At 63.5% G+C, this 22,589-nt stretch carries 22 protein-coding genes; 14 read left to right on the top strand and 8 right to left on the bottom strand.

The window, feature by feature from the left end; all coding sequences use genetic code 11:
* The first annotated feature begins 62 nt into the window (after nucleotides 1–62).
* On the top strand, nucleotides 63–584 hold the full coding sequence (gene dsbB, locus BN1121_RS17365) for a disulfide bond formation protein DsbB (protein WP_005359215.1): 522 nt from the start codon (nucleotides 63–65) through the stop codon (nucleotides 582–584).
* Between the two features lie 52 nt (nucleotides 585–636).
* On the opposite strand, the gene BN1121_RS17360 is transcribed toward dsbB, so the two are convergent.
* Together BN1121_RS17360 and BN1121_RS17355 are read right to left on the bottom strand one after the other, a co-directional pair.
* On the bottom strand, nucleotides 637–1,071 hold the full coding sequence (locus BN1121_RS17360) for a YcgN family cysteine cluster protein (RefSeq protein ID WP_005359212.1): 435 nt from the start codon (nucleotides 1,069–1,071) through the stop codon (nucleotides 637–639).
* Nucleotides 1,072–1,145: 74 nt separating this feature from the next.
* Nucleotides 1,146–1,433, bottom strand: a complete 288-nt coding sequence (locus BN1121_RS17355) for a YcgL domain-containing protein (RefSeq protein ID WP_005359210.1) — start codon at nucleotides 1,431–1,433, stop codon at nucleotides 1,146–1,148.
* Nucleotides 1,434–1,538: 105 nt separating this feature from the next.
* Between BN1121_RS17355 and minC the strand changes: the two genes are divergently transcribed.
* The 5 genes from minC (at nucleotide 1,539) to yfbR (ending at nucleotide 4,603) form a co-directional block, all read left to right on the top strand.
* Entirely contained in the window at nucleotides 1,539–2,231 is a 693-nt protein-coding gene (gene minC / locus BN1121_RS17350) for a septum site-determining protein MinC (RefSeq protein ID WP_005359207.1), read from the top strand.
* 18 nt (nucleotides 2,232–2,249) lie between these two features.
* A complete protein-coding gene (minD, locus tag BN1121_RS17345; protein ID WP_005359204.1) occupies nucleotides 2,250–3,062 on the top strand; it encodes a septum site-determining protein MinD in 813 nt (270 codons plus the stop codon).
* Between the two features lie 2 nt (nucleotides 3,063–3,064).
* Complete coding sequence (gene minE, locus BN1121_RS17340) at nucleotides 3,065–3,328, top strand: cell division topological specificity factor MinE (protein WP_005359201.1); 264 nt, start codon at nucleotides 3,065–3,067, stop codon at nucleotides 3,326–3,328.
* Between the two features lie 155 nt (nucleotides 3,329–3,483).
* Nucleotides 3,484–3,918, top strand: a complete 435-nt coding sequence (locus BN1121_RS17335; protein ID WP_005359199.1) for a YccF domain-containing protein — start codon at nucleotides 3,484–3,486, stop codon at nucleotides 3,916–3,918.
* A gap of 94 nt (nucleotides 3,919–4,012) precedes the next feature.
* Nucleotides 4,013–4,603 carry a 5'-deoxynucleotidase gene (gene yfbR, locus BN1121_RS17330; protein ID WP_005359194.1) on the top strand — a complete coding sequence of 197 codons (591 nt, stop codon included), beginning with the start codon at nucleotides 4,013–4,015 and terminating at the stop codon, nucleotides 4,601–4,603.
* Between the two features lie 55 nt (nucleotides 4,604–4,658).
* Here yfbR and lolE read toward each other — a convergent pair whose 3' ends face one another.
* Genes lolE through BN1121_RS17315 form a run of 3 tightly spaced genes read right to left on the bottom strand, consistent with a single transcriptional unit; the run spans nucleotide 4,659 to nucleotide 7,835 of the window.
* Nucleotides 4,659–5,894: a lipoprotein-releasing ABC transporter permease subunit LolE gene (lolE, locus tag BN1121_RS17325; protein ID WP_005359191.1), complete on the bottom strand. Its 1,236-nt coding sequence runs from the start codon at nucleotides 5,892–5,894 to the stop codon at nucleotides 4,659–4,661.
* On the bottom strand, nucleotides 5,894–6,583 hold the full coding sequence (gene lolD, locus BN1121_RS17320) for a lipoprotein-releasing ABC transporter ATP-binding protein LolD (protein WP_005359189.1): 690 nt from the start codon (nucleotides 6,581–6,583) through the stop codon (nucleotides 5,894–5,896). The genes lolE and lolD overlap by 1 nt, the downstream gene beginning before the upstream one ends.
* Before the next feature lie 16 nt (nucleotides 6,584–6,599).
* A complete protein-coding gene (locus BN1121_RS17315) occupies nucleotides 6,600–7,835 on the bottom strand; it encodes a lipoprotein-releasing ABC transporter permease subunit (RefSeq protein ID WP_043158057.1) in 1,236 nt (411 codons plus the stop codon).
* Between the two features lie 75 nt (nucleotides 7,836–7,910).
* On the opposite strand from BN1121_RS17315, the gene BN1121_RS17310 reads away from it, so the two are divergent.
* Together BN1121_RS17310 and mfd are read left to right on the top strand one after the other, a co-directional pair.
* Nucleotides 7,911–8,486 (top strand): hypothetical protein, encoded by a 576-nt coding sequence (locus BN1121_RS17310; protein WP_005359184.1) that lies wholly within the window; start codon nucleotides 7,911–7,913, stop codon nucleotides 8,484–8,486.
* Nucleotides 8,487–8,495: 9 nt separating this feature from the next.
* Nucleotides 8,496–11,939 (top strand): transcription-repair coupling factor, encoded by a 3,444-nt coding sequence (gene mfd / locus BN1121_RS17305; RefSeq protein WP_005359181.1) that lies wholly within the window; start codon nucleotides 8,496–8,498, stop codon nucleotides 11,937–11,939.
* Nucleotides 11,940–12,001: 62 nt separating this feature from the next.
* On the opposite strand, the gene nfo is transcribed toward mfd, so the two are convergent.
* A complete protein-coding gene (gene nfo / locus BN1121_RS17300) occupies nucleotides 12,002–12,844 on the bottom strand; it encodes a deoxyribonuclease IV (protein WP_005359179.1) in 843 nt (280 codons plus the stop codon).
* Nucleotides 12,845–13,114: 270 nt separating this feature from the next.
* Here nfo and BN1121_RS17295 point away from each other — a divergent pair, with 270 nt between their 5' ends.
* The 5 genes from BN1121_RS17295 to BN1121_RS17275 all read left to right on the top strand — a co-directional run bounded on the left by BN1121_RS17295 (nucleotide 13,115) and on the right by BN1121_RS17275 (nucleotide 19,228).
* Nucleotides 13,115–14,287 carry an MFS transporter gene (locus BN1121_RS17295; RefSeq protein WP_231553066.1) on the top strand — a complete coding sequence of 391 codons (1,173 nt, stop codon included), beginning with the start codon at nucleotides 13,115–13,117 and terminating at the stop codon, nucleotides 14,285–14,287.
* 47 nt (nucleotides 14,288–14,334) lie between these two features.
* Nucleotides 14,335–16,296, top strand: coding sequence for a siderophore amonabactin TonB-dependent receptor (locus BN1121_RS17290; RefSeq protein ID WP_005359175.1), 1,962 nt, complete (start codon nucleotides 14,335–14,337; stop codon nucleotides 16,294–16,296).
* A gap of 61 nt (nucleotides 16,297–16,357) precedes the next feature.
* Nucleotides 16,358–17,374: a FecCD family ABC transporter permease gene (locus BN1121_RS17285; RefSeq protein ID WP_005359173.1), complete on the top strand. Its 1,017-nt coding sequence runs from the start codon at nucleotides 16,358–16,360 to the stop codon at nucleotides 17,372–17,374.
* A 10-nt stretch (nucleotides 17,375–17,384) separates the two neighbouring features.
* Nucleotides 17,385–18,428: a FecCD family ABC transporter permease gene (locus tag BN1121_RS17280; protein WP_005359170.1), complete on the top strand. Its 1,044-nt coding sequence runs from the start codon at nucleotides 17,385–17,387 to the stop codon at nucleotides 18,426–18,428.
* Nucleotides 18,428–19,228, top strand: coding sequence for an ABC transporter ATP-binding protein (locus BN1121_RS17275; protein ID WP_005359166.1), 801 nt, complete (start codon nucleotides 18,428–18,430; stop codon nucleotides 19,226–19,228). Before BN1121_RS17280 ends, BN1121_RS17275 begins: the two co-directional genes overlap by 1 nt.
* Before the next feature lie 37 nt (nucleotides 19,229–19,265).
* Here the strand turns inward: BN1121_RS17275 and BN1121_RS17270 are convergent, their stop codons facing one another.
* On the bottom strand, nucleotides 19,266–19,925 hold the full coding sequence (locus BN1121_RS17270; protein ID WP_005359165.1) for a 4'-phosphopantetheinyl transferase family protein: 660 nt from the start codon (nucleotides 19,923–19,925) through the stop codon (nucleotides 19,266–19,268).
* Nucleotides 19,926–20,125: 200 nt separating this feature from the next.
* On the opposite strand from BN1121_RS17270, the gene BN1121_RS17265 reads away from it, so the two are divergent.
* Nucleotides 20,126–21,067 (top strand): ABC transporter substrate-binding protein, encoded by a 942-nt coding sequence (locus BN1121_RS17265; RefSeq protein ID WP_043598152.1) that lies wholly within the window; start codon nucleotides 20,126–20,128, stop codon nucleotides 21,065–21,067.
* Between the two features lie 45 nt (nucleotides 21,068–21,112).
* Here the strand turns inward: BN1121_RS17265 and BN1121_RS17260 are convergent, their stop codons facing one another.
* On the bottom strand, nucleotides 21,113–22,576 hold the full coding sequence (locus BN1121_RS17260; RefSeq protein ID WP_043598150.1) for an AMP-binding protein: 1,464 nt from the start codon (nucleotides 22,574–22,576) through the stop codon (nucleotides 21,113–21,115).
* Between the last annotated feature and the right edge of the window lie 13 nt (nucleotides 22,577–22,589).

Genomic DNA, 22,589 nt, shown 5'->3' with positions numbered 1-22,589 from the left:
CCCTTTTCTTTCCCGGTCTGCTCTGCTCTAATGCCCCCTCGACTCCCTCTCAGGTGGTTCTTATGGTTGAATTTTTACGCTCACTGGCGGCCAAACGCTGGCCCTGGGCCCTCTTGGCCGGCACGGCACTCTCTCTCGAACTCTGCGCGCTTTTCTTTCAGCATGTGCTCGGGCTGCACCCCTGCGTCATGTGCATCTATGAGCGCATTACTGTACTCGGCGTCGTCGCCGCCGGCCTGATCGGCACGCTCAACCCCAAGCGCCCGTGGCTGCGTTGGAGTGCCATGATGCTGTGGGGCTACAGCGCCTTCCACGGCCTGCAGTTGGCCCTGCGCCACGTGGATTATCAGGTCAACCCCTCGCCTTTCAACGTCTGCAGCCCCTATGCGGACTTCCCAAGCTGGATGCCGCTCGACCAATGGATCCCCTGGCTCTTTATGCCCAGCGGTGACTGCTCCGAGATCACCTGGCAGTTTCTGACCCTCTCCATGCCTCAGTGGCTGGTCGGCATCTTCGCCGCCTACTTGCTGGTCTTCATCGTGGTGGCGGTGGGCAACCTGGCCAAAGGACGCTGCTGTCAGTGAATCGGACAATAAAAAACGGAGCCACTGGCTCCGTTTTTTATATGGGGCAAGCTTAGCTGGCCCAGAAGATGATGTGATCTTCCCAGTCACCGGCGAAGGCTTCGTGCACTACCTTGCCGCGCACCGACTGGCCAGCCCTGTGCATGGCAGAGGCGCTGCCGGTCAGCAGGGGATGCCACTCGGGCAAGGGCTCGCCTTCGGCCAGCAGGCGGTAGGCGCAGGTGGAGGGGAGCCAATGGTACTCGTCTATCTTGTCCACCGTGATCTGCAGGCAGTCGGGCTCAATAGTGAAGCGATTGGCATAGTCGGAACACTGGCAGCTCTTGGTGTTGAGCAGATTACAGGCGACGTTGGTGAACACCAACTCCTCGGTTTCTTCGTCGATGAGCTTGTTGAGACAGCACTTGCCGCAACCGTCGCAGAGTGATTCCCACTCGCCGGGACTCATCTCATCGAGGCGTTTCGCCTGCCAAAACGGGGTTTGCATCATCTTGCCTCACTCACGACCAAAGCGGCAGCTTTATACCGGCAGTCAAGTATAAAATCAAGGTTCACGCCGTCTCATGACTGCGCGGCCGGCCCCTTGAGCGAGGCCTTGTGCTGCTCAAGCAGATTCTCCAGAGGCGGGGGAAGCTGCAGATAAAACCCCTGCGCGACCAGGGCGGCCATCACCTTCTCGACATCCGAGATGCCCAGCGGCTTGGCCGGGTCCAGCTTGGTCACCATCACCAGCTGACCGGGGCCAAAGGTCTGTCTGAGCGCATCCGGTACCCGAGAAAAATCATCACGACGCTCGATAAATAGATATGTGTCGGCTTTTTTGCGACTTTTATAGACTGCACACAACATGTAACTTGGTATAATCCGTGCGGTTGATTGCCTCTTGTGGGGGCAAACTATAACATCGGAATGTCAATAACAATAACGGATTGCCTTGCGGATCGGGGATGATTCATGGTCGAACGGGATAATGAAATCAAAGGCGCTACCTTTACCCTCTCGGTACTTCACATCACCGATGCCAATCAGGACAAGATCCGTGCCTTGCTAGAGAGCAAGGTGGCTCAGGCTCCCCATTTCTTCAACTGTGCACCTCTGGTACTGAACGTCGAGAAACTCGATGCAGTTCCCGACTTCGAGGCGCTCAAAGATCTGGTAGAGTCCGAGGAATTTATCCTGGTCGGTATCACAGGGGCGCGCAGTGAGGCGATGAAGACCGCCGCCAAGGCCGCCGGGATTGCCGTGATGAGTTCGGGTAAGAAGCGCGCGGAGCCGGTGGCCCCTGTTGCCTCCAAGCCCGAACCCACACCGGCCGTGATCCCCAGCCGCGTGCATGTGGGTCCGGTGCGTTCAGGCCAGCAGATCTATGCGGCGGGCACCTCGCTGGTGGTGCTGGGCTCGGTCAGCCCGGGCGCCGAAGTCATCGCCGATGACAGCATCCATATTTATGGCACGCTGCGTGGCCGCGCCATCGCCGGCGCACGGGGGAATACCCAGGCCCGCATCTACTGCCAGCAGCTGGCGGCAGAGCTGCTCTCCATCGCTGGGACTTTCCAGCTGAGTGACGCCCTGCCCGCCGGATTGATTCAGAGACCGGTCCACGTCCGGCTCGATAAAGAACAACTTCGTATAGACAGCATCAAATAGAGCTACAAGGAAGCGATAATGGCGCGAATCATAGTCGTAACGTCAGGCAAGGGCGGCGTCGGCAAAACCACCACCAGTGCGGCGCTCAGTACCGGCCTGGCACAGCGTGGTCACAAGACCGTCGTCATCGATTTCGATATCGGACTGCGTAATCTCGACCTCATCATGGGCTGTGAGCGCCGCGTGGTATATGACTTCGTCAACGTCATCAACGGCGAGGCGAACCTCAATCAGGCGCTCATCAAGGACAAGCGGGTCGAGAATCTCTCCATCCTGCCGGCCTCCCAGACCCGTGACAAGGATGCCCTGACCAGAGAGGGTGTCGAGAAGGTGTTGAACCAGCTCCACGAGATGGGGTTTGACTATATCGTCTGCGACTCGCCGGCCGGGATCGAAGCGGGTGCCCTGATGGCCCTCTACTTCGCCGATGAGGCCATCGTCACCACCAACCCCGAGGTCTCCTCGGTGCGTGACTCCGACCGCATCCTCGGCATTCTGGCCTCCAAGTCGCGCCGCGCCGAGCGCGGGGAAGACCCCATCAAGGAGCACCTGCTGCTGACCCGCTACTGCCCGACTCGCGTCAGCCGCGGCGATATGCTGAGCGTGCAGGACGTGCAAGAGATCCTGGCCATTCCCCTGCTCGGGGTGATCCCGGAGTCCCAGGCGGTGCTGCGCGCCTCCAACTCGGGCGAGCCGGTCATTCTCGACAAAGAGTCCGACGCCGGCATGGCCTATGACGACGCTGTTTCCCGCCTGCTGGGAGAGAGCAAGGAGTTTCGGTTCCTTCAGGAAGAGAAGAAAGGCTTCTTTAGCCGATTGTTCGGGAGTTAAGCATGTCATTATTGGATTATTTCCGCTCCAACAAGAAGCAGAACACCGCACAGATGGCCAAGGAGCGTCTGCAGATCATCGTCGCCCACGAGCGTACCAGCAGAGGGGGGCCGGACTACCTGCCCCAACTCAAGCAGGATATCCTGGATGTGATCCGCAAGTACGTTGCCATCGATCCCGACAGGGTCTCGGTGCAACTCGACAAGAAGAGCGATGAGCTCTCGGTCCTCGAGCTCAACATCACCTTCTCGGATGACAAGAAGTAACCTTCCCCCATCATGGTAATGATCTCTCCCCCGTGACCGGAGCACCGCCTCCGGTCATCCTTTATCTGGCAAGCCATGTCGCCTCTCGCCTGCTTTTGATTGCCTGCGAGACGAGGAGTGGTATGGTGTAGCTCCAATTATCTGAGGAGCGATCCATGAGTGTCCTGCGTTTTCTGTTCAACCTGCTGTGGTTCCTGCTGGGGGGTGTCCTGATGGGGCTGGCCTGGTGGTTGGCCGGATTGCTCTGCTTCATCTCCCTCATCGGCATCCCCTGGGGACGCGCCTGCTTCATGATAGGCACCTTCACCTTCTTCCCCTTCGGCAAGACCACCGTCAGTCGCCGCTTCATCACGGGACGCGACGACATCGGCACCGGCACCCTGGGGCTGATCGGCAACATCATCTGGTTTGTGCTCTTTGGCGTCTGGCTCGCCATCGGTCACATCACCTCGGCCCTGGCCTGCTTTATCACCATAGTCGGCATCCCGTTTGGCATTCAGCACCTCAAGCTGGCGCTGGCAAGCCTGGCCCCCATCGGCCAGACCGTGGTCACCAAGCACGAGGCCGAGACCGGCCAATACATCCGCTGATCCAACAACGAGGGCAGGTTCAACCTGCCCTCTCTCTTTTCTGACGCCCATCCAGGGTATACCCTGACCAGAGGCTCTTTAACGGGAACTTTGCATGCTGCCCAGCCATTTTTTTGCCAACCTCTCGCGCATGAAGCTCATCTATCGTTGGCCCCTGATGCGCAATATCCAGCCTGAGAACATCGCCGAGCACAGCCTGCAGGTGGCCATGGTGGCTCATGCCCTCGGCACCATACGCAACACCCTGTTCGGTGGTCAGGTGGATGCCGAGCGGGCCGCCGTCATCGCCCTCTTTCACGACGCCACCGAGGTGCTAACCGGCGATCTGCCGACCCCGGTCAAGTACTACAACCCCGAGATAGCCCGGGAGTACAAGAAGATTGAGCTCGCCGCCGAGCAGCGCCTGCTGGACATGCTGCCCGCGGCCCTGCACCAGGCCTACCGCCCCTTGCTCGACTCGGCCTGCCTCGATGCCGAGCTCGCCCGCCTGGTCAAGGATGCAGACACCCTGTGCGCCTATACCAAGTGCCTGGAAGAGCTGGCGGCCGGCAACCGGGAGTTCGAGCCGGCGCGTCGACGTCTCGAAGAGATGCTGGATCAGCGCATGAGCCCGGAGATGCGCTACTTTATCGACACCTTCGTGCCGAGTTTCTCCCTGCCGCTGGACGAGCTCAACGCCCACTGAGCACCCATGAAAAGAGGGAGGCCAACGGCCTCCCTCCTCATCACCCTGTACGCCCCTAGCGCCCCAGCTCCCTGGCTGGCACCAGGCCGCTGGCACGCCACGCCGGATAGAGGGTGGCGATAAAGCTCATCAGGATAGCGGCCCCGGTCACCAACCCCAGATCGAGCCAGTGCAGCTCGGTAGGCAGGAAGTCGATGAAATAGATCTCGGGGTTGAGGAAGCGATGGCCGATGAGACGCTCGATCCCTCCCATGATGGGGGTGAGATAGGCGGAGAGCACGCCGCCGAGCAGGGCACCCAGCAGGGCGCCGAGCACCCCGTTGACCATCCCCTGAATGACGAAGGTCTGGCGGATCTGCGCCGCACTCGCCCCCATGGTCTTGAGGATGGCTATCTCGCCGCGCTTCTCGTTGACCGACATCACCAGGGTCGAGACGATGTTAAAGCAGGCCACCGCGACCACCATCAGCATCACCACCACCATGACGGTGCGCACCATCTGGATATCCTGATAGAGATAGCCCTGGCTATTCATCCAGCTGCGGATATAGACGTGGTGGGGAAACTTGCTGGCGGCGGCGACCGTGATGGCTTGCGCCTTGAACACATCGTCCACCTTGAGGCTAAAGCCGCTCACCGACGCTCCCATCCCCGTGATGCTCTGGGCATCGGCCAGATGCATGAAGCCGAGCAGACCGTCGAGCTGACCGCCGATCTCGAGCAGGCCCACCACCTTGAGCAGCTGGCGCCTGGGTTGCTTTATCCCCTCGCCCCCCTCGGGCATCAGCAGCCCGACCGCATCGCCCACCTTGAGACCAAGCTTGTGGGCGATGGCGGCACCCAGAATGACCCCGTTCTCCCCCTCCTTAAGCTCGGCGAACCCCTTGCCGGTCATGTAGTTGTCGGCATCGGAGATCTGCGCCTCATACTCGGGCAGGATGGCGCGCAGCTGCACCCCCTTGAGGTGGTTACCGCTCTCGAGCAGGCCATTGATGCGGATGACGGGGCTCACCGCCGCCACCCCGGGCTGCGCCAGCAGATACTCTCTTAGCCCGGGCCAGTCGGCGATGGGCGACTCGACCGCGTCGAGCTCCCCCTGGGGGATCACGGTCAGCACCCGGTTTTTGAGCTCACGCTCGAAGCCGTTCATGGCCGAGAGGCCGAGGATCAGCGCCATCACCCCGAGGGCGATGCCGATAAGCGACGAGGCCGAGATAAACGAGATGAAGCCATTGCGCTGACGCGAACGGCTATAGCGCAGGCCCAAGAAGAGGGGCAGCGGCTTGAACATCAGGCAACCTCCGCCATCACGCCGCTCACCAAGGTAACCCGGCGATGCAACTTGGCCGCCAGACCCAGATCGTGGGTCACCACCACGAAGGCGGTGCCCAGCTCGCGGTTAAGTTCGCACAAGAGCTCATAGACGGCGGTGGCGCTGGCATGATCCAGGTTGCCGGTCGGCTCGTCGGCAAGCACCAGGCTCGGCTCCCCAACCAGGGCACGGGCGATGGCCACCCGCTGGCGTTCACCGCCGGAGAGTTCGGAGGGCCTGTGATTCAGACGATGGGAGAGGCCGACCCGCGCCAGCATGGCCGCCGCCTTGTCGCTCGCCTCCTTGACACTGGCGCCACCGATGAGCAGGGGCATGGCCGCGTTTTCCAGTGCGCTGAACTCGGAGAGCAGGTGGTGGAACTGGTAGACAAAGCCCAGCTCCCGGTTACGGAAACGGGCCTGCTCACCGCTGCTCCAACCGTGAATATTCTGGCAGCGAAACAGCACCTGCCCCGAGGTGGGGTTATCCAGGGCGCCGAGCAGGTGCAGCAGGGTGCTCTTGCCCGAGCCTGAGCTGCCGACCACCGCCAGCATCTCCCCCTGTGCCACGGTGAGATCGATCCCCTTGAGCACAGGGGTCTCGAGGGTTCCCTCCCGATAGACATGGTTAATGGCCAGGCACTCCAGCAACGGCTTGTTCATCGACATGCTTGCAACTTCCAACTTATTCATAACGAAGGGCCTGGGCCGGGCGAACGCGGGCAGCCCGGGCGGCAGGATAGAGGGTGGCGCTGAAACTGAGCAGCACGGCACCGAGCAGGATCACCGCCACCTGCAGGGGCTCGACGATGACCGGCAAGCCGGCACCGCCAGCGGCCATATAGAGGTTGAGTCCGATGGCACTGAGCAGCGGGTTGAGACCCAGCGTCAGCGCCAGGCCCACCAGCCCACCGGCGAGGGCACCGACGACACCGCTCGAGGCGCCCAGCACCATGAAGATGCGCACCACGGCCGATTCGGTCATTCCCATGGTACGCAAGATGGCGACTTCGCTCTCTTTATCACCGACCACCATGACCAGGGCCGAGAGGATATTAAAGGTCGCCACGGCGATGATGAGCACCAGCATCAGCCCCATCATGCGCTTCTCCATGGCCACGGCCTGGAACAGCTCGCCGCGCTCGCGGCGCCAATCCTGCCAGATCAGCTTTTCGGGCAGCGGCTGGCTCACCAGGCTGTCGACCGCGAAGGCATCGTCGAGCCACAGGCGCAAGCCGCCGACCTCGTCGGCGGGCAGGCGCAGCAGGCGCTTGGCATCGCTCAGATTGATGAGGGCTATCTGGTTGTCCACGTCGGCGCCCACCCCGAAGATGGCGGAGACGGTAAAGAGACGCTGGGCCGGCACACGGCCGAATGGGGTATAGCGACTCCCCTCGGTCAGCAGCAGCCGCACCTGATCGCCAACGCTGACCCCCAGGTTACGCGCGACCCCCTGCCCCAGCACTATGTGGTAGCTACCCGGGATCAGGGTATCGAGGGAGCCCGCCTGCATCTGGCGATGCAGCAAGTCCCCGGCAGGCCAGCGCTCAGGGTCAATACCCTGCACGCTGACGCCGGTCAGTTGACCCGGGCTCTGGAGCATCCCCTCGGTGGCCAGCATGGGCGCGACCGCCTGAACATGAGGCAGGGCCGCCAGCGCGTCGGCCAATCCGGCCGGGGGCACCAGACGCCCCTCGCTGCCGGTCACCACCGCTTGGGGAATGACCCCCAAGATGCGTCCTTTCAGCTGTCCTTCGAAGCCATTCATGACCGAAATCACCACCATCAGGGCGGCGACCCCGATGGCGATGCCAAAGGTGGAGAAGAGGGAGATAAAGGAGACGAAACGGTTACTGCGTCGTGACCCTGCGTATCGCAGGCCTATGGCCAGCGCCAAAGGCTGAAAAAGTCCGGTCTTCAAGGATCTGCCGTTGCCAAGAAAATAAGATACCGGATAATAATGGGAAACGGTCCATGACAACAAGGGATAGCCGCCATGCACGAAGAGTTCTTCAGTGTCGTCCACTCGCTACCGGTGAACGTAATTCCGGTTCAGGGGAGCCACCTTCCCTCGCTCGACGAGCTGGAGGCCGAGATGCCCGAGCCGTTTCGCATCGCATCGGCGATCTCTGCGATCGATCTTGGCACCAGCCGCCTGATCCGGGCCCAGGGCAACGAGCACCTGTCGGACCTTATCGAGGTGATCAACCAGCAGTCGCGCAAGATAGACCTCATCATGGGCTATGTGCTGGCCGTTCAGGATCACCCGGAGCACCGCTTCCATACCCTGCGCCTGGGTGGCGGCGATCTCCACTACCTGTTCCCCTTCGAGGGGCACGGTGAGCCCCCCAAGACCGGCCAACTGATGCGCCTCAAGATCTTCCTGCGCGAAGAGGCCTCGGCCGTCTATTGCTATGGCCGGGTCAAGGCGATCACCAAGGGTGAACATGGCCACCATGTGGAACTCGACTATGCGCGCATCCGCGAAGAGGATCGCGAACTGCTGGTCCGCGCCAGTCTGCATATCCAGTCCCGTCAGCTCAAACAGCGCTCTGCTGAACGTAATCGATAATCCAGCCCCATGACTCGACTCTCTCTGCCAGCGTTGCCGCGCAAGGCTGGCCTGAAACTGACCCTGGGTAACCTCACAGGTTGTGCCCTCGCACTGACTGTCAGCGAACTGGCTCGCCAGCATGATCATCCCATCTTGCTGGTCACGGCCGATACCCCGAGCGCCTTGCGCCTCGAGCAAGAGCTCGCGTTTTTACTCGAGGGAAGCGACTGTCCCGTGCTGCTGTTCCCGGACTGGGAGACGCTGCCCTACGACACCTTCTCGCCCCATCAGGACATCCTCTCCCAGCGTCTCGAGACCCTCTACCGTCTCCCGACCATGGCCCAGGGGATCATCATAGTGCCGGTCACCACCCTGATGCTGCGCTGCCCCCCGCGCAGCTATCTGGATCGCTTCAGTCTGCAGCTGAAACAGGGCCAGCGTCTCTCGCTGCAGGGGCTGCGTTCACGGCTTGCCGAGGCGGGCTATGTGGCGGTTGAGCAGGTGCTGGAGCACGGCGAGTTTGCCGCCCGCGGCTCCCTGCTCGATCTCTTCCCCATGGGCAGCCAGACGCCTTATCGTATCGACTTCTTCGACGACGAGGTGGACTCCATCCGCCCCTTCGATCCCGAGACCCAGCGCTCCCGGGATCCGGTTGCGCGCGTCAACCTGCTGCCCGCGCGCGAGTTTCCCACCGATGAAGCGGCCATCGAACGTTTTCGTGGTCACTACCGGGAACATTTCGAGATCTCCCGCGCCGACGGGGCCATCTATCAAGAGGTGAGCAAGGGTCGCTGGCCGGCGGGGATCGAATACTACCTGCCGCTCTTTTTCGACGAGACGGCCCGCCTGTTTGACTATCTCCCCGCACAGAGTCTGCTCGTCACCGTCGGCGATACCCACGGCGCAGCCCAACGCTTCTGGGGAGACATCCAGCAGCGTTACGAGGATCGGCGCTGGGATCTGAGCCGCCCCCTGCTCCCTCCCATGGCCCTCTATCTGCCGGTAGAGCAGCTCTTTGCGAGCCTCGGCGACTATGCCTGGGTGACGCTGCAAGAGGGCGCCGGCACGCCCCACGATCTGGCGCTGACACGGCTGCCCGAACTCACTCTGGATCACAGTCAGGAGCAACCGCTGGCCGCCCTACAGCACTTCCTGCAAGGCTTTGCCGGCCGCGTCCTGTTCACTGTGCCCAGTGAAGGGCGGCGCGAGGCCTTAAAGGATCTGCTGGTCCGCATCGATCTCAGACCCGGCACTGTGCCCACTCTGGAGCACTTCCTGGCCGGTGACGACGCTCTTGCCATCCTGGTCTGTCCCCTCGAGGGAGGGGTCATTTTGCCGGACGGCAAGGTGGCCATCATTACCGAGAGCGAGCTGCTCGGTGGTCGGGTGCGCAGCCAGCGCAAACGCGAACGCGCCAAGCAGCTGAGCTCGGATGCGGTGATCCGCAACCTCGGCGAGCTGACCCAGGGCCAGAGCGTGGTGCACCTCGATCACGGCATCGGTCGCTATCTCGGGCTCGAGACCCTCAGCGCCGGCGGGTTGCCCACCGAGTTTCTCACCCTGGAGTATGCCGGTGGCGACAAGCTGTTTGTGCCGGTCACCAGCCTGCACCTCATCAGCCGCTACACGGGCTCGGACAATCCCCCCTGCCACAAACTCGGCGGCGAGGCTTGGACCCGCGCCAAGCGCAAGGCCGCCGAGAAGGTGCGCGACGTGGCGGCCGAGCTGCTCGACATCTACGCCCACCGGGCGGCGCGCAGCGGCTTTGCGTTCCGTCACGAGCGGGAGGCCTACCGCCAGTTCTGCGCCGGCTTCCCGTTCGAGGAGACCGAGGATCAGCTCAACGCCATCAACGCCGTGCTCGGCGACATGTGTCAGGCCAAGAGCATGGACCGCCTGGTGTGTGGCGACGTGGGCTTTGGCAAGACAGAGGTGGCAATGCGCGCCGCCTTTGTGGCCGTGCACGGCGGCAAGCAGGTGGCGGTGCTGGTGCCCACCACCTTGCTCGCCCAGCAGCACTACGACAACTTCCGCGATCGCTTCGCCAACTGGCCGGTGCGGGTCGAGGTCTTGAGCCGCTTTCGCTCCGCCAAGGAGCAGAGCAGCGTGATGAAGGAGCTGGCCGATGGCAAGGTGGACATCATCATCGGCACCCACAAGCTGCTGGGGTCCGATCTCACCTTCAAGGATCTCGGCCTGCTCATCGTCGACGAGGAGCACAGGTTCGGGGTGCGCCAGAAGGAGAAGATCAAGGCTCTGCGGGCCGATGTGGACATCTTGACCCTGACCGCCACCCCGATCCCGCGTACCCTCAACATGGCCATGTCGGGCATGCGCGATCTCTCTATCATCGCCACCCCGCCCGCCAAGCGCCTGGCCATCAAGACCTTCGTGCGTCAACACGACCCGGCCGTGGTGCGCGAGGCTGTGCTGCGGGAATTGAAGCGCGGCGGACAGGTCTACTACCTGCACAACGACGTCGAGAGCATCGACAAGTGCGCCAGCGATCTGGCCGAGCTGCTCCCCGAGGCCCGGATCTCGGTGGCCCATGGCCAGATGCGCGAGCGCGAGCTCGAGCGGATCATGTCGGATTTCTACCACCAGCGCTTCAACCTGCTGGTGTGCACCACCATCATAGAGACCGGTATCGACGTGCCGAGCGCCAACACCATCATCATGGACCGGGCAGATCACTTAGGCTTGGCCCAGCTGCACCAGCTGCGCGGCCGGGTCGGTCGCTCTCACCACCAGGCCTATGCCTATCTGCTCACCCCTCATCCCAAGCTGATGACCAAGGATGCGGCCAAGCGGCTCGAGGCGATCGCGTCGCTCGAAGATCTCGGTGCCGGCTTTGCCCTGGCCACCCACGATCTGGAAATCCGCGGCGCCGGGGAGCTACTCGGGGACGATCAGAGCGGCCAGATCGAATCGGTGGGCTTCACCCTCTACATGGAGATGCTGGAGCAAGCGGTCGAGGCGCTCAAGAGCGGCAAGGAGCCGGCCCTCGACACCCTGCTCTCGGATCACACCGAGGTGGAGCTGCGCCTGCCGGCCCTCTTGCCGGACGATTACCTGCCGGACGTCAACATGCGCCTGTCCATGTACAAACGCATCGCCAGCTGTGCCTCACAAGAGGAGCTCGATGAGCTGAAAGTCGAGCTTATCGATCGCTTCGGCCTGCTGCCCGAGGCGACCAAGACGCTGCTCGAGATGGCGGCCCTGCGCCTTGGGGCCACCCACTTGGGGATCAAGCGCCTGGAGATGAGCGAGCGCGGCGGCTATCTGGACTTTTCCGAGAAGACCTCGGTAGACCCCGCCTTCCTGGTGCGCCTGCTCACCGAGCAGCCCCGCATCTACAAGATGGAGGGGCCGAGCCGACTGCGCTTTAACGTGGTGACCGGCGATCGCGAGAGCCGCCTGAGGGTGGTCGGCGATCTGCTCGCCGAACTCTCCCGCCACAAGATGGCGTGAGTCGATAACAAAAGAGGGCAGCCGAATGGCTGCCCTCTTGCTTTGGCTAGGCGAACCCGCCCTCAAGCGGCCAGGCTACGCAGCCAGGCGATCTCTTCGCCCCAGATGTTCTCGTCTATGGTCTCGAGGATGAGGGGAATGCGATCGAAGCGGGCGTCGTTCATCACATAGTGGAACACCGCCTCACCGAGATTTCCCTCGCGCAGGCTGTGGTGACGATCGACCCGACTGCCGAAGGTACACTTGGCACCGTTGATGTGCATCCCCTTGAGGTACGAAAAACCCACGAGGCGCTCGAAGTCGCCAAACACCTGCTCGCATCCCGCGAGGGTGCGCAGATCATAGCCGGCGGCAAAGGCGTGGCAGGTGTCGAAGCAGATGCCGACCCGCGACTTGTCCTCGACGCCGTCGATGATGGCGGCCAGTTGCTCGAACGACCAACCGAGGTTGGTCCCCTGGCCCGCCGTGTTCTCGATCACCGCCGTGACCCCCTGGGTCTGCTCCAGGGTCCAGTTGATGGACTCGCTCACCAGCTTGAGGCTGACCGCCTCGGGTAACTTGCCGAGATGGCTGCCAGGGTGGAAGTTGAGGTAGCACAGCCCCAGTTGCTCGCAGCGGCGCATCTCGTCGAGAAAGGCGTCGCGGGACTTGGCCAGCCCCTCGGGCTCGGGGTGGCCCAGGTTGATGAGGTAGCTGTCGTGGGGCAGCACCTGCTCGGGCAGGAAGCCCGCGCGCTCCATGCCGCGCTTGAAGGCATCAATGGACTTGGGCGTGAGCGGCGCGGCCTGCCACTGGCGCTGATTCTTGGTAAAGAGGGCGAAGGCGTTGGCGCCGATGGCCTCGGCACGGGCTATGGTGTTCTCCACGCCGCCGGCGGCGCTGACGTGGGCTCCGATATATTTCATGGTCTCTCCTTATTGCGCGGCCATTATGCCCTCCCCCTGGCGACACACCAACCGCCCCGCTCCGATAGGGGCAAGCGATCCCCTCGATGACCCCCTCTGTGCCCCACCTCACAGAGCAAACAAAACAACAATGAAAACAATTATCATTTGTTGTCATGAAAAATAAGCTCGGCTACAATGCCGGCTCTTTGCCTCGGGAAGACTCTTGTGATTCCACCGCATAACCGCGTCAACTCTGCTGCGCCTATTCACCTAGCCTTACTTATCAATATGTTATCCATGGGTAGCATGATGATGGTGATGCCGCTCGGGCCGGATCTGGTCACGGCGCTGGGGATGCCGGCAGAGCAGACGGGTTACTTCAGTGGTGGCGCCACCCTGGGCGCCGCATTGATGGGACTCATCGCCGCGCCCTGGCTGGATCGCTTCAATCGACGCAGTGCCTTGCTCCTGTTGATCGGCGTACGGTTTGCGCTGCTCATGGCCTGCGCCCTGGCCCCCGACAGCGATTGGCTGCTGCTGATCTTTATTCTCTCGGGCTGCGTCGCCGGCCCCCTCGCCGCCGTAGTGATGGCATCGGTACTGGATCTGGTCCCCCCGGCAGAGCGGGGACGCCGGCTGGCCTATGTCTCCATGGCGTTTTCCCTGGCCGCGATCTTGATCGTGCCCGTGGCACTGACCCTGGCACAGTGGTGGGGCTGGCGGAGCCCGTTCCTGCTGCTGGGGGCCTGCGGCCTCATGCTCGCCCTGCTCGCGGCCCTCAGCTTCCCCTCCCTGCCGGTCAAGCAGGTTGCCGGAAACCGGGTCGGCGATCTGCTCAAGGCCCCGCTCTGTCAGGGCGCCCTGCTGGTCTTGAGCCTGCAGATGTTTGGCCACTTCCTGCTGATCCCCCACTTCGCCACCTATTTTCAGTTCAATCTCGCCTTTCCTCGCACCGGGATCGCGACCCTCTACCTGTGCGGCGGTCTGGCCAGCATGGCCACCCTGCGGCTGTGCGGCCGTTGGATAGACAAAGGCCAGGCCCTGGCCACCAGCCTTGTCACCAGCCTGTTGCTGCTTGCACTGACTTGGGCCGGATTTGCCGCGCCGATCGGCGTGCCCGTGTTGCTGCTCTTCACCCTCTTCATGGCGCTGAGTTCGGCGCGCTCGAGCACCACCCTGGCCATCACGGTGGCCATTCCGGCCCCGCACCAGCGCGCGGCCTTTATGGCACTCCAAGGCACGGTCACCAACGTCGCCGCCGCCTTCGGCAGCCTGCTCTCGGCGCGCTATCTGGTCTCGCAACCCGATGGCACCCTGCAAGGCTTTGCCGAACTGGCCTGGATCAATATTGCCTGCGGCCTGCTGGCCTGCGGCGGTGTCTGGCTCCTCATCCGGGGGCTGACACCCATCCCAGATAACAACAATCCCGAGTCTGGCCGCGCCAGACAAGGAAGTCAGTGAGCCATTGGCCGACTCGGCCACCCTTTATATTCATGGAGTTTTTGATAATGAAGCCCGCCGTTTTCCGTCTCAACCCGATCCTCATCGCCTTCGGACTCGCCTCCCTGCCCGCCATGGCGGCGCAGCAAAACGCCGACGAAACCATGGTCATCACGGCGACCCAGACCAAGCACACCGAGCTCTCGGCCCCGGCCAGCGTCTCTGTGATCACCCGTGCCGACCTGGATCAGATGAACGCCAACAACATCGGTGATGCGCTCAAGCACGTGACCGGCGTGAATGTGGTGGCCACTAACCCCACCGGTCGCAACGAGATCAAGATCCGGGGTATGGGTGGCGATTACACCCTGCTGCTGGTCAACGGAAAGCGCGTCAATGCCCGTGAGACCCTGGGTAGCGCCTATGGCAATGACTTCGACTTGGGCTCCATCCCCATGGCCGCTATCGAACGTATCGAGGTGATCCGGGGGCCCGTCTCCTCCCTCTACGGTGCCGATGCCTTGGGCGGCGTGGTGAACGTCATCCTGCGTCAAGCCAAGGAGCAACCTGAAGCCGCATTTGGCTACACCCGCTCCATTCCGACCAAGGGCGAGGGTGGCGATGCCAACCGCGGTAGCGCTTATGTATCGGGTGCTTTGATCGATGACAAACTGCTGGGTAATCTTGTCGTCGAAGGGTACCAGCGCGATCGCTGGCGCAGTGAACAATCCAACAATCCGGGCGCGGATGCTCTGGAAAAACGTGAAGTGGTCAATGTGCTCTCCAGCCTGAAGTGGCTGGTGACGCCGAATCAGGACATCGACCTGGATCTCGGTTACAACCAGAACGACATCGACAGCTACTTCAACAACGTGCCCCGTGCCCCGACGGCGCCGGCCGCCCCCCATAACGTGCAAAAGCTTGACCGCCTGAGCCTGGGCCTCGCCCATAACGGTCGTTGGGAGCAGTTTGACAGCCGTCTGCGCTACTACGTCGAGCAGACCGACCTGATGGACGACTCCCAGCTCAACGGGGGCGCCGCCGATATCACCCAGACCAACAATACGGTAGACGGTCAGGTGAGCGGCTATCTGGGCGAACACCTACTCACCAGCGGGGCAGAAATGCGCAAGACTGAACTCGAGCACAGCCGCAACATCACCAGCGGTAGTGTCGATGCCAGCCAGAGCGCCTTCTATCTGCAAGATGAGTTCAGCCTGGGCGATCTGGCCCTGACCCTGAGCGGGCGCCTCGATCACCACGACACCTATGGCAATGAGTTCAGCCCACGTGCCTACGCTCTTTATAACCTGAGCGATGAGTGGGTGGTGAAAGCGGGAGCCGGCAAGGCATTCAAGGCGCCGACCCTGGCCCAATCGAGCGAAGGCTTTGCCACCACCGCCTGTCGTGGCGCCTGCAAGGTGATCGGTAACCCGAACCTCAAGCCAGAAACCGCCGTCAGTTATGAGCTGGGTACTGCCTACGAAGCCGATCGCTTCGGTGCCGGTATCACCGCCTTCCACAACGACATCGAGGATCTGATCCAGAGCGATCAGTGGGGCCCGGGCTACCGTCCCTCTGTGATGACCTATCTCAACGTCAAGAAGGCCCGGATCAAGGGGCTTGAGTTGACTGGCTGGTTTGACCCCATCGAAAGCGTCAAGGTCAGCACCAACTGGACCCGTCTCGACTCCGAAGACCGCAGCACAGGTCGGGATCTGACCAAGACCCCGGATCACACCGGCAACGTCATCCTGGCATGGCAAGCCAGCGAGGTCGTGAGCACCCAACTCTCCTGGCAGTATGTGGGGAGCCAATACCTGACGGTTCCCCTGCTTAAGGCCCAGACCTTCAAGTCCGACAGCTATCAGACTGTGGACGTGAACACCAACTGGAAGGTCACCAAGGCGCTGGACTTCAAGCTCGGTCTCACCAACCTGACCAACACCAAGCGTGACCAGGTGGCCACCGATGCGGACTTCATCCTGGAAGGGCGCACCGTCTACGCCGGTATCGACTACAAGCTGTAACCCCCAGGGGCCCGGGCAACCGGGCCCTTTTTCACGCTATCGAAACATAAGGAGTCACTGGGTGCTTAGCCATCACGCTCGCCTGCTCTGGCTGGGGCTCGCGCTTGCTCTGCTGCTCTGCGGCCTCTCCATGTCCACCGGCGCCGGTCTCTACGGTGCACGGGAAGTCTCCGGTTATCTGCTGGGGGACCCCGCCCTGATGGCCGACGAGAAGCTGGCCATGATCATCGAAACCCTGCGCCTGCCGCGCACCCTCTGCGCCCTGGTGGTGGGTCTCTCTCTCGCGCTGGCCGCCTCTTTGCTGCAAAGCGCCACCCGCAACCCGCTGGCCGAACCCGGTCTGCTCGGCGTCAACGCCGGCGCCGTCTTCGCCCTGGTCATCGGCATGACCTGGTTTGGGGTCGAATCGGCCTATGGCTACCTGCTCTGGTCCGGCATGGGGGCCCTCGCGGGCAACCTGATTGTGCTGGGTCTTGGCCTCATGGTGGGCCGCGCCCACCCCCTCAAGCTTATTCTGGTCGGAGTCGCCCTCTCGGCCACCTTTGGCGGCCTATCCAACTTTCTGCTGCTCTCCAACAAAGTCGTGCTGGAGCAGTTTCGCTTCTGGAATCTGGGCTCGCTCAGCGCCTCGACACTGGATGGGGTGCTGACCGTCATCCCCTTCGTGCTGGTCGCCCTGCTGCTGACCCTGCTGCTGTGCCGCCCGCTCACCCTGATGCAGATGGGCGACGGCCAGGCCCAGGCTCTGGGCATACGGCCAACCCCGGTGCGCCTCGGCGTGCTGCTGGCCACCACCCTCTTCACCGCCTGTGCCATCGCCATCGCCGGGCCCATCGGCTTTATCGGTTTTCTCGCCGCCTACTGCGCACGCCGGGTCGCACCGGTTCGCCTCGCGCTGCAGATCCGTTTCTCGGCCCTGTTCGGCGTGCTGTTTCTGCTCTCGGCCGACATCCTGGCGCGCTGGCTGATTCAACCGTTCGAGCTGCCAAGCGGCGTGATCCTGGCGCTCATCGGCGCCCCCGTGCTCATCCTGGTGGTGCGCAGCGGCGGTTTCCGCTCCATGATGACAGTGAAATAAGGGCGCACTCATGCATACCGTTTCCCCGACCGGCACCCTGCGTCTGCGCCTTGGCACCGGTTCACTCCTGCTCAACCGCCGCGCTTGGCTTATCACGCTCGGCCTGCTGCTGCTGCTCACCCTGCTCTGTGCCCTGGCCCTGGCCCTGGGGTCGGGACGACTCACCATGGGGGGCGTGATCCAGACCCTGCTGGGTCAGGGCAGTCGCCTCGATGAGATCACCGTCTTCAAGATCCGCATGCCGCGCATCCTGGCGGTATTGGTGGCAGGCGCCGCCATGGGCCTCTCCGGCTGTCTGGTGCAGACCCTGGTGCGCAATCGCCTCGCCACCCCGGACATGATAGGGGTCAACGAGGGGGCGTCGCTGGCCATCATCATCTTCTCTCTCTACCTCACCCTCGGCAGCTGGCCCTGGTGGGCCGCCCCCCTCGGCGCCCTGTTTGCCGCCCTGGTGCTCTATGCCCTGTGTAACAAGCCGGGGGAGCAGGGCTACCTGTTCGTAGTCATTGGCATCGGTGTCTCCGAGCTGATGAACGCCCTGGGCGAGTTTCTCATGTCCACTCAGCCCCTGGTGCATCTCACCAGTCTGTACCTGTGGAACATGGGGAGCTTCGTGGGGCTGAGCTATTCCACTGTGGTGCCGGTGGCCCTGCTGATCCTGGTCTTCTGTCCCTGGATTGTCGCCCTCTCGCGGGATCTGGCCGTGCTGCGCCTCGGCCCCGTCACGGCCCAGAGCCTGGGGGTGCGGGTGAACCGGGTCCAGCTGGCCGTGCTGGTCCAGGCCATCATGGTCGCGGCGCTCGGCACCGCCATCGGGGGCCCTGTGGTCTTCATTGCCATGGCGGCGCCCATCCTCGCCTCCTGGCTGACCCGCGATCGCGTGGTTCCACTCTGGATTGCTGCCCTGTGTGGCGCCCTGCTGCTGCTCGCCAGCGACACCCTGGTTCGGGTGCTGGCCGACCCTCATGAGGTCGCCACCGGCATCATGACCCGTATTCTCGGCGGCCTGCTGCTGCTGATCACCTTGCTTAAAGACCGACAAGGGGCCGACTGATGACCCTCTCCGCAACGCACCTTCAATTTGGCTATGGGCAGACGCCCCTGTTTCACGATCTCTCCTTCAGCCTCCCTCAGGGCAAGCTCATCGGCGTGGTCGGCCCCAACGGGGGGGGAAAGTCCACCCTGCTCAAGCTGCTGGCCGGGCAGATCCGCCCCGATGCCGGAGAGGTGACCCTCAAGGGTAAATCCCTGGCCCGCTACGGCAGCAAGGCCCTGGCCAAGGAGCTCGCCTACCTGCCCCAGCGCCCTCTGGTGCCCGCCGGCATCGACGTGGAGCAGCTGGTGCAATATGGTCGCCATCCCCATCAGGGGTGGTTCAATCAATGGAGCGAAGAGGATGCGCGCAGGGTGCGCTGGGCTTGCGAGCGGATGCAGCTTGAGCCCATCTTGCATCAGAGCGTCGCCTCCCTTTCCGGTGGCCAGGCCCAGCGGGTATGGCTCGCCATGGTGCTGGCGCAGAATGCGGATCTCATCTTGCTCGACGAGCCGACCAGCGCCCTGGACATAGGTCATCAGACCGAGGTGATGGAGGCCATCCACCAGATCACCGCCGAGGGGAAGACGGTGCTCATCGTTATCCACGATCTGGCCACCGCCGCCCGCTATTGCGACGAGTTGATCGCCCTGGGGGGCGGGACGATTCAGGCCATGGGCCCCGCCCGCGAGGTGATCACCAAGGGCCTTATCGACAGCCTCTACCAGACCGATGTGGACATACTGCACGCCCCGGGCGACGGGGCGCCCGTCATAGTGCCGCGCCGCCAAGCGCAGGGGATCTTGCGCCGTCAGGCCTGACCCATTAAAGACCGCCGTGATGGCGGTTTTTTATGGCCTAGAGCAGCAGCCAGGTGAGCACGCCCCCCTCCAGGGGGCGCCAGCGCAGGGTGCAGTGCCAACCGGCAGGCAAGCTGCCGCTGAGAGGGGTTTTCAGAGCGAGGGTGATCTCTCCCTCCCTCAGGCAAAGGCAGCTGGCATCGAGAAAATCGAAGTAGCGCCCCACCCTGGGATAGAGGGCCTTGAAGAGGCTCTCCTTGGCCGAGAAGAGCAGGGTCAGGGCGCGGGCCTCCCCCAGAGATGAGCGCGCCAAGCGTCCCCACTCGCCCTCATCGGCGATCACCGGCCACAGGCGCAGGGCCTCTCCCTCATCGAGCCAGGCCTCCATGTCGAGGCCAATGCCGGCCGAGCCCGGGCGCACCGCGCACAGGGCAACGCCGACCGAGCCGAGCACTGTGTGGCTGATGCTCCCCTCGAACCCAGCAGGCCAGACGGGGGCGCGATCCGCACCGATCCCTACCTCATGGCCCGCGATCCCCTGCTCGAGCAGGGCCTGATGCGCCGCGAGCCGGCCCGCCAGAAACTCCCCCTGCCGCTTGGGTGCGGCCCGGCTCAAGGCCTCGGGTAACAGGAGCCCGGCGTCACCCCAGGCCTGGGGGCCAAAGCGTGCCGGATCAAAACAGACCCTGTGCCCCCACACCCCCAGATCCAGCGCCATCCTGTCTCGCTGGCGAATAAAACCGGCGCCTGCCGGTGTCAGCACGTCCACTCTCTTCCCCGGATCTCTCATTGCCACTTGGGGGGATTGTAACAGTACGGGGAAACCTATCACCACAAATACAAACCATTACCATTTGCGTCTGTGCTATCATGGCTCGCTCATTTGAACCCTGTTTTGCCACCCATAAGGACATAACGATGAAGTTTGCCTCTCCCCTGGCGGCCATGGTGATGCTGGCCGGCCTGTGTGCCCTGCCGGCCTTGGCGGCGGATACCCGTCAGATCACCGACGCCGATGGCAACACCCTGACCGTGCCCGCTCACCCCACCCGAGTCGTGGTCTTGAGCGAGATCGATCTCGACGCGGCCCTGACCCTGGGGGTCAAGCCGGTGGGTACCAGCAACGGACGCGGCCAGGCGACGCTGCCCCGCTATCTGCTCGACCAGGCAGGCGCCGAGATCACCGTGGTCGGGGATCTCGGTAACCCCAATCTGGAACGCCTCATCGATCTGGAGCCGGATCTGATCCTGACCGGTCAGGCCAAGCCCGAGCAGCTGCTCCTGCTCAACGAGATCGCGCCCACCGTGGTCACCGGCAAGTGGGGCGAGCCCTGGAAGCAGGTCTTCGAGCGCAGTGCCAAGGCGCTGGGACGCGAGGCCGAGGCTGAAGCCTTCATGAAACGCTATGCCGAGCGCCTCCAGGAGTCCCGTGCCCGTCTCGCCGCTCACCAGGGTGAGCGCCTGAGCATAGTGCGCTGGAATCCCAAGGGACCGAGCTATATGCACGGCTCCACCTTTGCCAGCAGCGTGGTCACCGAGATGGGGCTGACCCGTCCCCCCCACCAGATAGGCGACCACACCCCGCACTCCGCCGCCCTGAGCCTCGAGTCTCTCAACCTGCTCGACGGTGACTGGTTGGTGATCGGCACCCTGAGCACCAGCGGCGATGCGGTCGATGCCATGCGTCAGGCCGAGCAGACCCCCGCCTTCCAGCAGCTGACCGCCATCCGCGGCAAGCGCTTCGCGGCGGTCGATGGGTCCCTGTGGACCTCGGTCGGCGGCCCTCAAGCAGCCCTTGGCGTGATAGAAGACGTGGAGCGCCTGCTGGCCAAGCCCGATGCAACGCCCCTCACCCGCTGATCCCGCCCCCAAAAGAGAAAGCCCGCTGTCGCGGGCTTTTTTGTTTTAAGGAAGGGGCAGCGCCTTTCTGTCTATCTTGCCGCTGCCGCCCTTGGGCAGGGTGGGCAGCAACATGAGGCGGGCCGGCACCATGTAGTAGGGCAAGATGGCCTGCAGTCCCCGGCGCAGGGCGGGGCGGCTCAACGAGGCACCGGCTTTGGCCTCCACATACCCCACCAACATGGCTTCGTCCCCCTCGCCCCAGAGACGCACCGCCGCCTCCTGCACCCCGCTCTGGCGCCGCAGGGCCGCCTCTACCTCTCCCAGCTCGATACGAAAGCCGCGCAGCTTGACCTGATCGTCGCGGCGTCCGAGATAGAGGAAACGATCCGCCCCCAGCCGGCGGACCCGGTCCCCGGTGCGATAGAGGCGACGGCCGGCGTGAGTCAGCTGGGCCGCCTCGCCAAGATCGGGCCGCTCCCAGTAGCCGTCGAAGAGGGCCTCGCTCTCGATACAGAGCTCCCCCTCCCCCCGCTCGATGGCCGCCCCGCTCTCGTCGATGACCCAGTGGCGATAGCCGGGCAGGCTATTGGCCAGGGTCACCTCTCCCGCGGCGCTCGTCACCTCACCGACCATAGACCAGACGGTGGCCTCGGTCGGACCGTAGCAGTGCCACAGGCGCAGGGTGCGCCGGCACAGCTCGGCGGCAAGCCCGGGGTCGAGGGCCTCCCCTCCGCACAGGGCGGTGAGGTTCTCAGTGCCTTGCCAACCCGCCTTGAGCAGCATGCGCCAACTGGCGGGGGTCGCCTGCAACCAGTTGAGGCTGGCGTCCCCCTCGAGCAGGGCCAGGATCTTCATGGGATCCTTGTGCTCCTCGCCGCTGGCCACCGTCAGTCGCCCCCCGCCCCAAAGGGGGCCCAACATCTCGAGCAGGGAGATATCAAAGGCCGATGTGGTGATAAAGAGCCAGTGACACTCAGGGGTGAGACCGAGGCGCTCGGCAATCGCGCTCAGGAAACGGTGCAGGGCGCGACGGCTTATCACCACCCCCTTGGGCTCGCCGGTGGAGCCCGAGGTGAACATCATGTAGGCCGCCACCCCGTCGTCGACCCGGGGCCAGTGATCCGCGCTCCCCAAGCCGGCGCCACTCAGCGCCAGCCTGGGGATGCCCACATCCGGCCCCCCTTCGCCGTCGCACAAGAGGGCCGAGAGACGGGCCCGCCGGGCAATCGTCTCGAGACGCGCCGCCGGGAAGGCGGGATCCAGAGGCACAAAGGTCAGCCCCAGGCGCAGACAGGCCAGAAGGCTTGCCACCAGATCCGGTGAGCGGGTGAGATAGAGGCCCACCCGCTCCCCGACCGCCAGCCCCTCGAGCAGCCCCGCTATCTGGCCGACCCGCTCAATGAGCGCCCCATAGCTCAGGGTTTGCCCTCCCATGGTGATGGCCGGGGCGTCGGGGTTTGCCTCGAGGCGAGCCCGCAGGCTGCCGGCCAGATCGGCAGAGGCCAGGCCCCCGTTCACGGCGCTCATGCCATCACCTCTG

It is taken from the genome of Aeromonas diversa CDC 2478-85, from assembly GCF_000819805.1.
In the GTDB taxonomy this organism is placed as follows: domain Bacteria; phylum Pseudomonadota; class Gammaproteobacteria; order Enterobacterales; family Aeromonadaceae; genus Aeromonas; species Aeromonas diversa.
The sequence above is the reverse complement of the archived record's forward strand: the minus strand, read 5'-3'. Positions and strand labels throughout refer to the sequence as shown.